Genomic DNA, 13526 nt, shown 5'->3' on the forward strand with positions numbered 1-13526 from the left:
CGAATGTGCATTGTCTGCAAGGCTCGCATCCCCCAGTCCGAGTTATTACGACTACAAGTTGACCAGGGAATATTGCGTGCGTTTACGAAAGTGGGTAGAAGCTTCTATGTCTGCGACGATTGCATCGACACAAACAATAAGCAATTAAAAAAAGCACTGCTACAAAAGTGTAAAAAATTAGATCAAAACATTTTGGACTATGGCAAAATGCTGAAGGAGATAGAAACGAATGGTTAAAGTTCGCATACACGAGATTGCAAAAGAACTCGGTATCAAAAGCAAAGAAGTGGTGGAAAAAGCAGCCGACTTGGGTTTAGACGTAAAATCCGCATCTAGTGCCGTAGGCTCAGAAGAGGCGGAAGCGTTAATGAATTTTGTGCTAACAGGTGAGCGGCAAGAGGCCAATACTCCTGCACAAGTGGTAACCCCAGTTGCGCCAGAGCCCACTGAAGAGCCCTCTCCTAAGGCACCAAAGCCAAAAAAAGAAACACCCGTGCAAGAAGCTCCCCCTTCTCCTGATGAGCCCAAAGAAGCCCCAGCGCCTAAAAAGCCCAAAACACCAAAACCTGAAGAAGAGAAAAAGGAAGTCCCAGTTACTCCTCCTGTAGAGGAGCCTGCACCTGAGCCCGTGAGCGAAGAAAAAAAATCTACTATCTCTTCAGGGGAAAGTTTGGCGCAAGCAAGCCTCATGAAGCGCCGTGGACTAGTGATTGTCAAAAAGAAAAAACCCGAAGTCGTTGCAAAACCAGAAGTGGTTAAACCTGTTGATTCTTTGAAAAAAAACATCCCTAGCTCTTTGGAATCTATTTTTTCAACGCAAACAGAAACGGCAGAATCCAAAAAGAAAAAGAAAACCAAAAAAACACCTTCAACGAAAAAAGAGTCTGCGGAAAAAATTGACCTTTTGGCAGATCGTGATTTAGGTGAAGCTAATTATGATCAAGATGATTTGGTTGTGCTTCCTGATTTAACCGTAAAGCCTGAGCCAGAAGCCCCAAAGCCTGCCCTTAAAAAACGCAATGATTCAACCCAGCAGATTATTGGTCGAGGGCAAAAAGCAGTTGCTTTTGGAAACGCAACAACAGGGATTCGACGTAGAGGCAGAAAAAAGCGCCCTAAACAAATCACTAAGGGTAACGATGAAGCAGTAACCTCTGTGCGTATTCCTGAGGAAATTCGCGTATATGAATTTGCTGAAATGATTAACAAGCAACCCAGTGAAATTATTTCCAAGCTTTTTATGTTGGGGATGCTTACCACTAAAAACGATTTTCTGGATAAAGATGCTATTGAGATTTTAGCCGATGAGTTTGGAATCGAAGTTGAAACGGTTAACGCCCAAGAAGAGTTTGACTATGTCAAAGCATACGATGATGACGATGAGGGCGAGTTGCAGGAGCGCGCTCCTGTTATTACCATTATGGGACACGTTGATCACGGTAAAACCTCTTTACTTGATTATATTCGCAGTTCACGAGTAGTGCACGGAGAGTCTGGTGGAATCACCCAGCACGTGGGTGCATATATGGTGCATAAAAACAATAAGAACATCACATTTATCGACACTCCTGGCCACGAAGCCTTTACTCAAATGCGTGCCCGAGGCGCAGAGGTAACAGACATTGTTATTATTGTAGTAGCAGCCGATGATGGAGTAAAGCCACAAACTAAAGAGGCCATCGAGCATGCCAAGGCGGCTGATGTGCCTATTATTATTGCTATTAACAAGATGGACAAAGAAGCTGCGAATCCAGATATGGTTAAAACGCAACTCTCCGATCTTGGGATTATGCCAACCGAGTGGGGCGGAAGTCATGAATTTGTTGGTGTGTCAGCACATACAGGTCAGGGCATTGAAGAATTACTTGAAATTATCCTACTACAAGCAGAAATTCTTGAACTCGAGGCTAATCCAACGCGTGATGCCAAAGCAGTAGTCATTGAAAGTTCATTGGAAAAAGGTCGTGGGCCTGTGGCAACAATCGTTGTGCAAAATGGTACACTTCGAGTGGGTGATACTGTTGTTGCTGGGGTGGCGTATGGGAAAGTACGCGCACTCTTAGACCATGCAGGGAAAGCCATCACTTCTATTAAGCCAGGTGAACCAGGGGTGATTGTGGGTCTGAGCGAGGTGGCTGAGGCGGGCGAGAAGCTGGTTAAGGTTGAAAGCGATAAAGCGGCACGAGAATACGCGCAAAAACGTCATGATTATTTACGCCAGAAAGAGCTTTCGCGCTCTACAAAAGTGACACTAGATGAACTAAGTCAACGCATTGCTGAGGGTGAGATTAAAGATTTGCCTGTCATCATTAAAGCAGATGTTCAAGGAAGTCTTGAGGCCATTAAGGGGTCGTTGGCAAAACTACGCAATGATGAGACTAAGGTTAATGTCATCCATGCAGGTATTGGTGGCGTGACAGAGAGTGATGTCGCCCTTGCGAGTGCGAGTGAAAACTGTATTATTCTTGGTTTTCACATTCGCCCTACAGGCACGGTAAAAGAAAAAGCAAAAAATCTTGGGGTTGAGATTAAAACTTACAATATTATTTATGACCTTATTGATGATGTTAAAGGGGTGCTTAGTGGCATGATGGCACCGATTATTCGTGAAGAAAACCTTGGGCAAGCCCAAGTGCGTGAAGTCTTTGTGGTGCCAAAAGTGGGTGCGATTGCAGGATGTATCGTGACTGATGGCGTGATTAATCGTGGGGCTAAAGTGCGCCTAATTCGCGATGGTGTGATTGTGTATGAAGGTACCGTTTCTTCACTTAAGCGCTTTAAAGATGATGTGCGCGAAGTATCAAAAGGCTATGAATGTGGCATTGGTATTCATAATTTCAATGACATCAAAGAGGGCGATTTTATGGAAAGCTTTAAAGAGGTCGAGGAGAAGGTGAGTTTATGATCAAAATCTTTCGCACCCAAAGTGTGTTAAAAGAGTTGATTCCTGAAGCCTTAGCTACCCTTAGCGACACAATGCTCCAGGGACTTTGCGTGATTGATGTACAGTGTAAAAAAGGCAAGTACGACGCGGATGTGTATTTAGACAAAATGATGCTTACACCCGAAGAGCAAAAGACAATATTATCACGCCTCAGAAAGGTTTCGAAACACTTAGAGACCCATTGCGCCACAGCAGAAGGGTGGTACCGATGCCCCAGTTTTCACTTTAAGTTCGACGAACAATTGGAAAAACAAAACCATTTGGATGCATTGTTTGAAAAAATGGAAAAAGAATTGAAAAAGAGCCACCATGAATGAGACACGACTAAAAGCCTTGCTACAAGATGCTGGTGTTGAGCTGTACGATACCGAAACAACCATGGATGCAGGGCGGAAAATTTTTCGCGTGTATATTACATGTAAAGAGGGCGTTACTCTTGAAATGTGTTCAAAGGTGACGCATATTCTTTCTCCTGTTTTGGATTTAGAGCCACCTGTTTCGGGACAATATTACCTAGAAGTAAGCTCACCTGGCCTCGAGCGAAAGCTCACCAAGCCCAGCCACTATGCTCGCTCCATTGGGGAAATGGTAAAAATTAAAACTTTTGAGAAGGAGTCTTTGGAGGGAAAGCTTGTGGATGTTTCAGACACAACCATTCGCCTAGAGCTCCCAGAGGCAACGCAGGAGATTGCTTTTAGCGAAATCTCCAAAGCACGCACCTTCGTCGTGTGGTAATGCCTGATGAATTTTACATGCGCCTCGCCCTTGAGGCCGCATGGGAATTTCAAGGAAGAACCTACCCAAACCCAGCGGTAGGCTGTGTCATTTGCTCCCAACACGGGGAGATTTTAGCCATCGAAGCCCACCAAAAAGCGGGTGAGGCCCACGCTGAAGTGCGCGCCGTTAAGACGGCTCTTGGGCGCTTGAATCCCTCCCTTATATTTCCTCAAGACCCCACTGCGCTTCACGCTTTTTTGTTGGCTAATCACCAGAACCTTCTTAAAGATGCTTCCATTTACGTCACACTAGAACCGTGTAACCATTATGGCACTACACCCCCTTGCGCCTTGCTTTTAAGAGCCTTACATGTAAGGCGGGTGTGTATTGGCATGAAAGACGAAAGTCCAAAGGCGAGTGGGGGTATGGCACGCCTTGTAAAGGCTGGAATTGGGGTAAAACAAGGGGTGCTAGAAAAAGAGTGTGCCTTGCTTTTGGCACCCTTTTTGGCGTGGCAAAAAGGACATTTTAGTTTTTTCAAACTTGCTATGAGTAGCAATGGCGTCATTGATGGGGGTATTGTTACCTCAGAAGCTTCTCGCAAGCGGGTACACGAACTGCGCCAACATCTTTCGCTTTTGGCCATTGGGGGCAACACTGTGCGCACTGATAGGCCCACCTTGGATGCAAGGCTGTGTGCAGGCAAGGCTCCTGATGTGCTCATTTACTCTCGCGAAGCGCAGTTTGACCAAAGCATCCCTTTGTTTAGCGTTCCTGAGCGCAAGGTTACCATCGCTTCTTCGTGGGAGCCTTTATTGTGTAGTCCTTTTGTGATGATTGAGGGAGGCGAGGGCACCTTGCGCGCTTTGCCAGAACAAACCCAGTGGTTACTGGTGTTTCGCTCTGCCCATTTTAAAACAGGCCAATGCCCATGTATTACGGCGCGTTTCAAGCGCGTATGGCATCAGCCTTGTGGTGAGGATATGATGGAGTGGTATATTCGTGAGTGAGGTGGCACTTACCTTTGGGATTATGGTGCTTGGTGGGTTTTTTCATGGTCTTGTGGGCTTTGGGTTTCCTATGATTGCTACACCCTTGCTTTCCCTTTTGGGCTCAGTGCAACAAGCGGTGCTGACGACTTTATTGCCCACCTTGAGTGTCAACGCTTCAAGCATGCTTGCGCGTAAAGTCGATTTTAATTTTTTGGGACGTTTTTGGCCTCTTGGAGGTGCCATTATTTTAGGGAGTTGGAGTGGCACACAGCTCTTGGTGCAGCATGAGAGCGACTTCTACAAGCTTTTGTTGGCGCTGATGATTGTGTTGTATTTGTACCAGTCTAAACTCAAATTTAATCTCAATGCACTAATTGTGCGCCATTTTTTCCCTAGCATGCTTTTTTTTGGGTTGCTTAGTGGCCTTGTGAGTGGCTTGGTTAATGTGATGATTCCTGTGCTTATTATTTATGTACTGGAATTAAAATTGGAAAAAAACAAGGCGATTATTTTGCTCAATTTTTGTTTTTTCTCCAGCAAAGTTACACAGGTGGTAACTTTTTCGTGGCTAGGGGTGTTTACTTTGCAGACATTGTTTTTAGGTATCCCTTTGGCGGGAGTGGCTGTAGGTGCCTTGTTGCTTGGAAAGCGGTTTTCTGGAAAAATTGATACCGCACTTTATGAAAAGATTTTGAAAATAACCCTATGGCTGATGGCAGGGATGCTATTGTTGCAATACGCAGACATCGTGTAAATGCGTGACGCATCTATACAAGATGCGTCACGAAAAAGAGTTAGTCGAAGGTAGGCTTGGGTGTTTTATCTCCCATTGGAGGTAAAATAGGGTAGATAATTTGTGGCTTTCGCCCTTCAAGTGTGCCAAGGAAAGTGGCAATGGAAGCCGCCTCTTTGTCATTGATGGTAATGCCAAGCTGTGTGCTTCCCATCTCCTTAACCGCGTCAGTGAGTTTCCAAATAGCGCCATTGTGGAAATAAGGAGCCGTTTCGGTAATGTTGCGGAGGGTTGGAGTTTTGACCATGCCGTTTTCATCGCCCGTAAAACCACCAAGGTTAGCAAACTTGTACTGTTTTGCGACTTGGAAAGGCTGCATAGTGCCGCCAAGTGCCATGCCGTTGTGACACGCTGCGCATCCTTTATCAAGGAAGAGTTTTAGACCGTCTTTTTCTGCTTTATTAAGGGCATCGGATTGACCGTTGAGGTAATCATCAAAGCGTGAAGGAGTGACAAGAGTACGCTCAAATACACCAATCACGCTAGCAATGCGTTCAAAGTCAATTTTAACATCAGGCCCGTAAGTACTCTTAAACATCTCTACGTACTGAGGAATAGAGTTAATACGCTCAACAACGAGCTCCTTGGGTGCTGCCATTTCTGGACCTGCTTGAATGGGGCCTTGAGCTTGGTCTTCAAGGTGCGGGCTTCGTCCGTCCCAAAACTGTACTTCGCTCAATACGGAGTTGTATACCGTAGGAGAATTAAGATGGGCTGGGTTCATGGTCCATTTGTGACCAATGGCTGCTGGAACAGCGTCTGCGCCACCTAGAGCCAAGTTGTGGCAGGTGTTACAGCTGATAAGATTACTGCGTGAAAGGCGTGGGTCAAAATAGAGCATTTTGCCAAGTTCGATTTTAGACGCTGTAATAGGATCGTCCCCTTGATCAATATACTTTAAAAGCTCTGAAGTGGACTCAGGAATGGCTTTAATACCAAAACTTTTAGCAGACTCGCCGAGCGCCCCTGCAAATGCCATGGTGCCAACAAGTGCTAACCCGGTAACGCAATGAATGACTTTCATCACTCCTCCTTGTAAAAAGATGTAGGTAATAATAATTGTTAAATGCTTAAAATAATTTAAAAGAGAATTTTACTCTTATATTATATTTCTTGATTAATATTCGCTTAAAATACCACAGTTTCGCTCTTTTGTCATGCAAGTTGCTGTTAAAAAAGTGTTTAATAAGACTTTTTTGTAAAAATATGTTTGTTACAAATTGACCCGTCTCAAAGGAGTTTTTGGAGATAATCATGCTAATGTAAAACTCATTACACTAAAAGGCAAATGCAGATGGTCACTTGGCAGACAAAATTAACACTTTTGCTTATTTCTACCATGACGATTATGTCAGGAACAGCCATTGTGGCGTCTTTACCCTTAATTAAGGCACATTTTGAAAATGTGTTACATGTGGACTTGTATTCAAAACTTATTTTGACAGCCCCTGCCATCTCCATTGCTTTTTTTGCACCATGGACAAGTCGCCTTGCCTTGCGCTTTGGAAAAAAACGCACTTTAGTGGTCGCCCTAGGCTTATTTGGTGTGTTTGGCATGATGGGGGCATGGATGCAAAGCATTGAGGGTATTGTAGTTTCACGTTTGCTTTTTGGTCTATGTGTTGCAGTGCTAATGAGCCTTGCATTGGCGTTGGTGGGTGACTACATGAAAGAAGAAGAGCGCACCCAGTATCTGGGTTACCAAAACACATTTGTTGCTTTGGGTGGGGTAATGTTTATGGCGGGTGGGGGTTTTTTGAGTGAGCTTTCATGGCAGGGTGCTTTTTATATTTATGGCATAGGTATTTTGGTGATGGTGTTAGCAATCGTGTACTTGTTTGAACCCAAGGCGCATTATCCTGCTGAAGGATTTTCAGGCCATGCCCAAGCTTTGCTAATGCGCCTTTGGCCTGTGTTTGCAACGGCAGTATTAACACTAAGCGTATTTTACATGGTGCCAACACAGCTGCCCTATTTGCTGCACGATGCTTACCATGTGGAGGGGCGAGAAGTGGGCATACTTATGGCAACAGTAACCTTTGTTTCGGCAATTACATCGTTGTTTTATGCAAAGTTGCGCCAATTTTTAAGTATTCGCGCCATATACAGTTTACTTTTTTTATCTCAAAGTATTGGGTTCGCGGGGATTAGCCAAGCCAATACTTATTTGCAGTTTTCTTGTTCCCTTGTGGCAGTGGGGATTGGTGTAGGGTTGGTGATTGTTAACACCAACAGTTGGTTGCTTGAATGGGCCCATGAGCATGAGCGCTTAAAAGCGACAGGGTGGTTAACGAGTTCTATCTTTTTGGGTCAATTTTTATCTCCTCTTTTGCTCTATTTTCCTGTGAAAACATTGGGAGTAGATGGTGCTTTTGGGCTTGTGGGCGCCTTGCTTTTTAGCGTAAGTCTAGCACTTTTTATCCAAGCAAATCGTCGAATTAACCTTTAAGTGAGGGGTGAGTATACTACTCCTAATCAAAGGAGTAAAGTGATGGGGATGGAGATAGAACGCAAATTTCGTCTTGATTCTGAAAACCTTTTGTCCTGCCTGATTCAAGAAGGATTACGTGTCGAAAAAGCCTCATTGTGTCAAGTTTACACGCGTATTGACAAAGAGGGTCAAGAGCGGTTTCGTTCTACGGGTAAGGGGTTTTTTCGCACGCAAAAGCGAGGTAAGGGGCTAGCGCGAGAAGAGATTGAGGAAGAGGTCACAACCCAAGCTTATGAAGAGGCTTTCAAGCACGCCATCGGTACCCCCGTCCAAAAGCAACGCTACAGTTTTAAGCTACAATCCCATGAGGCATGTATCGATGTTTTTGAAGGCCCTTTGGTGGGTCTTGTACTGATGGAAGTCGAGTTTGATTGTGTCGAAGATGCGCACGCCTTTACCTTGCCGCCTTGGGAAGGAATAACAGAGGTTACTCAGAATGAATGGTACAAAAACCATAGGCTTGCCCTCTACGGTGCTCCTGTTGAAAATGCACCCAAAGCCTATTTGTTGGAACAAGCGTTAAAGCGGGAGTTGGATATGCGTCTTTTTTCTCCGTCATTATCAAGCTACGACGCGTTTAGGGTTATTTTAACGCAACTTTACGCAACCATTGAGTTTCACCAACAAGGGTACCTTGAAACAAAAGAAAACGAACACTTGCACCAATTTCGTGTAGCTATCCGTAAAACGCGCTCGCTGTTACAATGTTTGCCAGAACTGTTTGATGCAGGCATTTCAGAGCGGTTCGTGCAGGGGTTTAAGACCATTGCACGCCAAACAAATACCAAGCGTGATTTGGATGTTTTTGGAGAGTTTTTGAGCACCTTTTCTGCGTTGCCTTCCATCGCTTTACATGTAGAAGACTCGCGTGCAAGCGAAGATGAAAAAATTTCCCAAACGCTAGGCGTGGGCCACTATGCACCATTTTTAGCAGAATGGAAAATGGTGCTTGAGGACGAAGAGGGGTTTTTTAAGGGCCCAAAAGGCGACCTAACTTTTCAAAGCTTAAGCGCTTTGGCACTGAAAAATCGCATGGAAACAATGGCGCGCAAGCTAAAAAAACTCAAAGAAACCACGCCACTTGCCTCTTTTCACCGCGTGCGCATTGAGTTTAAAAAGCTGCGCTATTTGCTAGAGTACTGTGGCCCGCAATTTTCTTCAAAACCTTTAAAGCGCGCTACTAAAACAGCAAAAGCCATGCAAGAAATCTTTGGGGTTTTGCAAGATAGGGATGTGCAACGCACCGTGCTTGATGGGATTGAAGCCCATCCTTCTTTTGTGAGCGATGTGGAAGCAGTGGCCGCACTTGAGGCATTGCGAGAAGTGCTGGGCCATGAAATTTATGCCTTAAGAGAGCGCATTTTACTTAAGAAGAAAAAGCTCATCAGGAATTTGGTTGCCTGTGCCCCCTTGTTGGACGCCCACCTCTAAGCCCCCATCGGCTATAATCACGCCAGTTTAGTTCAAGGAGTTTGTTTGAAATCAGAAGAAAAACAACAAGAAATTGTTGATATGTTTAACACTATTGCCCCCACCTACGACAAAGCCAATCGCATTTTAAGCATGGGCGTGGACATCAGTTGGCGCAAAAAAGCGTGCGACCTTGCCTTTGAGTTTTACCCTAAAAACCCCCTTTCACGCATTGTAGATGTGGCGTGCGGCACAGGCGACATGATGGGATTTTGGCAAAAACAAGCCGATAAAAAAGGTATTAAGGTTAAAAAAATGGTTGGCGTTGACCCCTCCTCGGGGATGCTAGCCGTTGGTAAAGAAAAATTTCCTTCTTACGAATTTATCCTCTCCAAAGCCACCGACATCCCTCTTGAAACAAACAGCGCAGATGTGCTTAGCATCAGCTACGGGATTCGTAACGTGGTAGAGCGCGAAGCGGCGTTTGTGGAATTTGCCCGCGTGGTCAAACCCGGTGGTTTGGTGGTGATTTTGGAGTTTACCAAAGATGACAAAAAAGGCCCTTTGCACGCCCTTAAGCAGTGGTACCTCACCAAGCTTTTGCCACGCATTGGCGGGATGATTTCAAAAAACAGAGCCGCTTATGAATATTTGCCCAATTCCATTGAGGGCTTTTTGACTGCTTCCATGATGCAAGAAGAGCTTAAGAATGCGGGGTTTGAGACGGTGCATTGTGAGAGTTTTTCCATGGATATTTCCACGCTCATTATCGCCAAGAGGGTGTAAATGCAACCGTGCTTGAGCGTACGCGCGCTCAACGAACAGATTAAATCACTCCTTGAAGCCACCTTCTTACATGTAAGGGTGGAGGGCGAAGTCTCGCGCCCCACATACCACGGTTCGGGTCACTTGTACTTTACCCTCAAAGATGCCGATGCTTCTATTAGTTGCGTGATGTTTAAAGGCAATAACCAACGCCTCAAATTTCGCATCGAAGAGGGTGCGCACGTGGTGGTGTGGGGAAGCATTTCGGTCTACGCCCTACGGGGAAGTTACCAGATAAACTGTGCTGGGGCAGAACCCTCAGGCAGTGGTGCCTTGGCTTTGGCGTATGAACAGCTTAAAAAAGAGTTTGAGGCCAAGGGCTATTTTGACCCCGCGCACAAAAAACCACTTCCTTCTTTTCCCACGCACATCGCCTTGGTCACCTCAGCCACAGGGGCGGCCCTTCAAGACATGCTTACCGTGGCTTCACGCCGTTGGCCGTTGGTAAAACTAGAACTCTTTGAAGCCCTTGTGCAAGGAGAGGGCGCCGTTCCTAGTGTCGTGCGTGCCCTAAAACGTGCAGGGCAAAGCAAGGCCGAAGTCATCGTGGTGGCTAGGGGCGGGGGAAGCGTGGAAGATTTGTGGGCCTTTAATGAAGCAGAGGTGGCTGAAGCGGTCTTTGCTTGTCCGGTGCCTGTGGTCAGTGCGATTGGCCATGAGATTGATACGGTGCTCATTGATTTTATCGCGGACAAACGCGCGCCCACACCCTCTGCGGCCATGGAATTGCTGTTGCCCGATGGCACCGAAATGCGGCTGCACTTAGACCACCTCATAGACTTGCTTAACCAGCGTTTTGCTAGTCATGTGCGCCAAAAAACAGACCTCTTGCGCCACATTCAAGAGGGATTGAAGCGTCATTCTTTGGACGTGAAATTGAGCCTCAAACAACAAGAAATCAAAGCATGCAAAGAGGCACTTATGGCGACCATGAGCCACCGGTTGCAGGGGCAAGATTTTGCCTTGCAAAGCCTCCGTGAAGCCTTACATGTAAAGGCGACACGGCTGTTGGCCTTCAAAGAAGCACAGCTGAGTAGCCTTCAAGCCACCTTTGCGGCAAAAACCCCAAGGCTAGGGGAAGGCATGGCACAAGTGGTGCAACAAGGCAAACCTGTGGAGCTTGAAACCTTAGAGCTTGAAGCAGCCTTTGAACTGCACACCGCCACCGCCGTGGTGGGGGCAAAGGTGATTTCAAAACGACTGCTTTAGTACGCCTTTAGTCCGTAAAACGCAGTTGAAACGCCTAGGTGTACTTCGCTACGCAGGCGTTCAAGGGCTTTTTCCCATTGGGAAGGCTCTTGCCATCTTGCTGCGCTCACTTCGCTTAATTGTATGAGTATTTCTTTGGCATCCTGAAGGCTACCGAGGCTATCCACAAGTCCGATGTTCAAAGCTTCGTGGGCCAAGAAAACGCGTGCTTGCGCAAACGCCTCCTCTTCTTTAAGGCCCCGCGCCTTGGCTACATCTTCTACGAACATTGTGTATGCCCCATCCACGAGGTGCGTCAGGGCTTCTCTTTCTTGGGTATTCCATTCTCTTGTGAAAGTGCCCATTTGTTTGTATTTTCCTGCGGCAACCACTTGTTCGTGGATACCTAACTTGTCGGCTAAGGGTTTGATATTGGGCGCTTGAAACAACACGCCAATGGACCCAATAAAGGCACCCGGATTGGCCACAATCTGGTTCGCCCAAATAGCCGCATAATAACTTCCACTGGTCATTGACCCCGCGGCGTAGGCCACCACAGGTTTGGCCGCTTGAAGTTCGCGCACGGCCATCATCACTTCCACAGAAGCGGCTAATCCACCTCCTGGAGAGTTTACATGTAAGAGCACTCCTTTGATAGCCTCGTTTTCTTTGGCTTCTTGAAGTTGTTCTAAAAGGGGGCGCGCATCTTCGATAGCCCCGTGCACATCAATACTCACAAGGTTGGGTTGCAAGGTGGGAGATTCTGCGGTGTCTCCAAAAAGCAAAAACAAGAACAACAAAAACAGCATGGCTTTAAAATAGGTATTAATAAACGCAATGATGGCAATAAAAGGGGCAAACAAGCGTTTGAAAAAGCTTAACATACAAGACTTCCTTCGATGAAAATATGGCTAGGCGTTTGGGCGTGAAGCACCAAGTGTAGGGGCAGATTGGCCGAAGTGGCACCGCTTAGGGCCATGACGATAATATCAGCCGCTTTGCCACTTTCTAGTACACCCGCATCAAGCCCAAGCGCCTTAGCATTCTGGGCTGTAGCGCTGTGCAATAAGGTTTTTGCAAGGGTGTTTAGGGGCACATCAGGGTGGGCAAACAAGGCCGAGCGCATTTCATCCCAAAGGCTAAGGCTGATGTTAGAACTAAGCCCATCGGTCCCAAGGGTTAAGGGAATGTTGCGCTCAAACACAGGGTCTAACGCTAACACGCCTGTGCCTAAAAGACGGTTTGAAACAGGGCAATGGGTGATGCTTCCCCCTTGGGTGCCAATGGCGTCTAGTTCGGGAAAGGAAGCGTGCACCCCGTGGGTAAACAAGGTGCGCGTGCCTTGAAATAAACGCACGTACTCTAAGCCGCTGCATAAGGGCGCGGCGTGTGGGGAGAAACCCTTAAAAAAGCCCGCAAAATCACCCTTTCCCGCATCAAGCCAAAGGCGTTCGGCTTTGGATTCCATGAAATGGGTGGAGACGATGAGGTTTTCGCGGCGCGCGATATCGAGCGCATTTTTGGCCAAAATAGGATGGGTAGAGTAGGGCGAGTGGATAGAAAGAGCGGCTTTGAAGCGGCTATTTTCCCGTTCATATGCTCCGCGTAAGCGTTGTTTGAAATCATTAAAGAGAATGTCCACCGCATCGGGCCTTGAACCTAGTAGTTCAGTAAAAAACACCACGCGTGCGGGGGTGTTGACGCACGCATCAAGCTCTAAGCCAAAACTGCTAATAGCTCCAAACGCCGTGGTGCCCGTGCGAAGCATGGAAGCAATCGCTTCTTCAATGACCGCTGAGGTGGCCGCTTCTTGCAAGGCTTCGCGATGGGCGATGACTGATTGGAGCCACGGCACAAACGCGCCAAAATCAAGCACCCCTTGGTTGGCTGAAAATTCTAAATGCACATGGGGATTCACAAGGCCTGGTAAGGCCACGCTTCCCTTGGGCGCGACAACAGGTGTGGCATCAGGATAGCGCGCTTCCATCGCACCCCCGTCGCCTAGGTCAAGAATGGTTTTATCAAACACAATTGCGCCATGGTGTATGACGCCCATGGAAGGGTCGCAGGGAAGAATGAAGTCTACATGTAAACGGGTCATTGGAGTTCCTTAGAATGCCCCATAGGGCAACATTAGGGCGCATTGTAGCAAATTTTTAGCTTGCT

13 protein-coding genes are annotated in these 13526 nt (G+C 46.6%); 10 read left to right on the forward strand and 3 right to left on the reverse strand.

Annotated features, from left to right (window positions below; all coding sequences use genetic code 11):
- Window positions 1–3: 3 nt before the first annotated feature.
- From JWV37_RS12880 to JWV37_RS01560, 6 genes are read left to right on the forward strand one after another with little or no spacing between them, the layout of a single operon-like run.
- Entirely contained in the window at window positions 4–237 is a 234-nt protein-coding gene (locus JWV37_RS12880; RefSeq protein WP_369407635.1) for a DUF448 domain-containing protein, read from the forward strand.
- Window positions 230–2905 (forward strand): translation initiation factor IF-2, encoded by a 2676-nt coding sequence (infB, locus tag JWV37_RS01540; RefSeq protein ID WP_205457891.1) that lies wholly within the window; start codon window positions 230–232, stop codon window positions 2903–2905. Before JWV37_RS12880 ends, infB begins: the two co-directional genes overlap by 8 nt.
- The gene (gene rbfA / locus JWV37_RS01545; protein ID WP_205457892.1) at window positions 2902–3261 is read left to right on the forward strand and encodes a 30S ribosome-binding factor RbfA; all 360 of its coding nucleotides are present in this window, start codon (window positions 2902–2904) and stop codon (window positions 3259–3261) included. The genes infB and rbfA overlap by 4 nt, the downstream gene beginning before the upstream one ends.
- The gene (locus JWV37_RS01550; RefSeq protein ID WP_205457893.1) at window positions 3254–3679 is read left to right on the forward strand and encodes an LSm family protein; all 426 of its coding nucleotides are present in this window, start codon (window positions 3254–3256) and stop codon (window positions 3677–3679) included. Before rbfA ends, JWV37_RS01550 begins: the two co-directional genes overlap by 8 nt.
- The gene (ribD, locus tag JWV37_RS01555) at window positions 3679–4671 is read left to right on the forward strand and encodes a bifunctional diaminohydroxyphosphoribosylaminopyrimidine deaminase/5-amino-6-(5-phosphoribosylamino)uracil reductase RibD (protein WP_205457894.1); all 993 of its coding nucleotides are present in this window, start codon (window positions 3679–3681) and stop codon (window positions 4669–4671) included. The genes JWV37_RS01550 and ribD overlap by 1 nt, the downstream gene beginning before the upstream one ends.
- Complete coding sequence (locus JWV37_RS01560; protein WP_205457895.1) at window positions 4664–5407, forward strand: sulfite exporter TauE/SafE family protein; 744 nt, start codon at window positions 4664–4666, stop codon at window positions 5405–5407. The genes ribD and JWV37_RS01560 overlap by 8 nt, the downstream gene beginning before the upstream one ends.
- A gap of 40 nt (window positions 5408–5447) precedes the next feature.
- Here JWV37_RS01560 and JWV37_RS01565 read toward each other — a convergent pair whose 3' ends face one another.
- Entirely contained in the window at window positions 5448–6470 is a 1023-nt protein-coding gene (locus JWV37_RS01565) for a cytochrome-c peroxidase (RefSeq protein ID WP_205457896.1), read from the reverse strand.
- Between the two features lie 264 nt (window positions 6471–6734).
- Here JWV37_RS01565 and JWV37_RS01570 point away from each other — a divergent pair, with 264 nt between their 5' ends.
- Genes JWV37_RS01570 through xseA form a run of 4 tightly spaced genes read left to right on the forward strand, consistent with a single transcriptional unit; the run spans window position 6735 to window position 11381 of the window.
- On the forward strand, window positions 6735–7895 hold the full coding sequence (locus JWV37_RS01570) for an MFS transporter (RefSeq protein WP_205457897.1): 1161 nt from the start codon (window positions 6735–6737) through the stop codon (window positions 7893–7895).
- 48 nt (window positions 7896–7943) lie between these two features.
- The gene (locus tag JWV37_RS01575; RefSeq protein WP_205457898.1) at window positions 7944–9368 is read left to right on the forward strand and encodes a CYTH and CHAD domain-containing protein; all 1425 of its coding nucleotides are present in this window, start codon (window positions 7944–7946) and stop codon (window positions 9366–9368) included.
- A gap of 45 nt (window positions 9369–9413) precedes the next feature.
- Window positions 9414–10133, forward strand: coding sequence for a bifunctional demethylmenaquinone methyltransferase/2-methoxy-6-polyprenyl-1,4-benzoquinol methylase UbiE (ubiE, locus tag JWV37_RS01580; RefSeq protein WP_205457899.1), 720 nt, complete (start codon window positions 9414–9416; stop codon window positions 10131–10133).
- Window positions 10134–11381, forward strand: coding sequence for an exodeoxyribonuclease VII large subunit (gene xseA, locus JWV37_RS01585; RefSeq protein ID WP_205457900.1), 1248 nt, complete (start codon window positions 10134–10136; stop codon window positions 11379–11381). It abuts the gene before it with no gap.
- Here the strand turns inward: xseA and sppA are convergent.
- Together sppA and mqnF are read right to left on the reverse strand one after the other, a co-directional pair.
- Entirely contained in the window at window positions 11378–12244 is an 867-nt protein-coding gene (sppA, locus tag JWV37_RS01590) for a signal peptide peptidase SppA (protein ID WP_205457901.1), read from the reverse strand. The genes xseA and sppA overlap by 4 nt on opposite strands.
- Entirely contained in the window at window positions 12238–13461 is a 1224-nt protein-coding gene (gene mqnF, locus JWV37_RS01595; RefSeq protein WP_205457902.1) for an aminofutalosine deaminase family hydrolase, read from the reverse strand. Before mqnF ends, sppA begins: the two co-directional genes overlap by 7 nt.
- Window positions 13462–13526: the final 65 nt, after the last annotated feature.

The organism is Sulfurospirillum tamanense, from assembly GCF_016937535.1.
GTDB lineage: Bacteria > Campylobacterota > Campylobacteria > Campylobacterales > Campylobacteraceae > Sulfurospirillum_B > Sulfurospirillum_B tamanense.

What these genes read in the sequence shown, in the direction of transcription:
- JWV37_RS01565 (WP_205457896.1), bottom strand. Translation starts at nt 6,470, where the DNA reads ATGAAAGTCATTCATTGCGTTACCGGGTTAGCACTTGTTGGCACCATG.
- JWV37_RS01575 (WP_205457898.1), top strand. Translation starts at nt 7,944, where the DNA reads ATGGAGATAGAACGCAAATTTCGTCTTGATTCTGAAAACCTTTTGTCC.
- sppA (WP_205457901.1), bottom strand. Translation starts at nt 12,244, where the DNA reads ATGTTAAGCTTTTTCAAACGCTTGTTTGCCCCTTTTATTGCCATCATT.
- JWV37_RS12880 (WP_369407635.1), top strand. Translation starts at nt 4, where the DNA reads ATGTGCATTGTCTGCAAGGCTCGCATCCCCCAGTCCGAGTTATTACGA.
- mqnF (WP_205457902.1), bottom strand. Translation starts at nt 13,461, where the DNA reads ATGACCCGTTTACATGTAGACTTCATTCTTCCCTGCGACCCTTCCATG.
- JWV37_RS01550 (WP_205457893.1), top strand. Translation starts at nt 3,254, where the DNA reads ATGAATGAGACACGACTAAAAGCCTTGCTACAAGATGCTGGTGTTGAG.
- xseA (WP_205457900.1), top strand. Translation starts at nt 10,134, where the DNA reads ATGCAACCGTGCTTGAGCGTACGCGCGCTCAACGAACAGATTAAATCA.
- JWV37_RS01570 (WP_205457897.1), top strand. Translation starts at nt 6,735, where the DNA reads ATGCAGATGGTCACTTGGCAGACAAAATTAACACTTTTGCTTATTTCT.
- infB (WP_205457891.1), top strand. Translation starts at nt 230, where the DNA reads ATGGTTAAAGTTCGCATACACGAGATTGCAAAAGAACTCGGTATCAAA.
- ribD (WP_205457894.1), top strand. Translation starts at nt 3,679, where the DNA reads ATGCCTGATGAATTTTACATGCGCCTCGCCCTTGAGGCCGCATGGGAA.
- rbfA (WP_205457892.1), top strand. Translation starts at nt 2,902, where the DNA reads ATGATCAAAATCTTTCGCACCCAAAGTGTGTTAAAAGAGTTGATTCCT.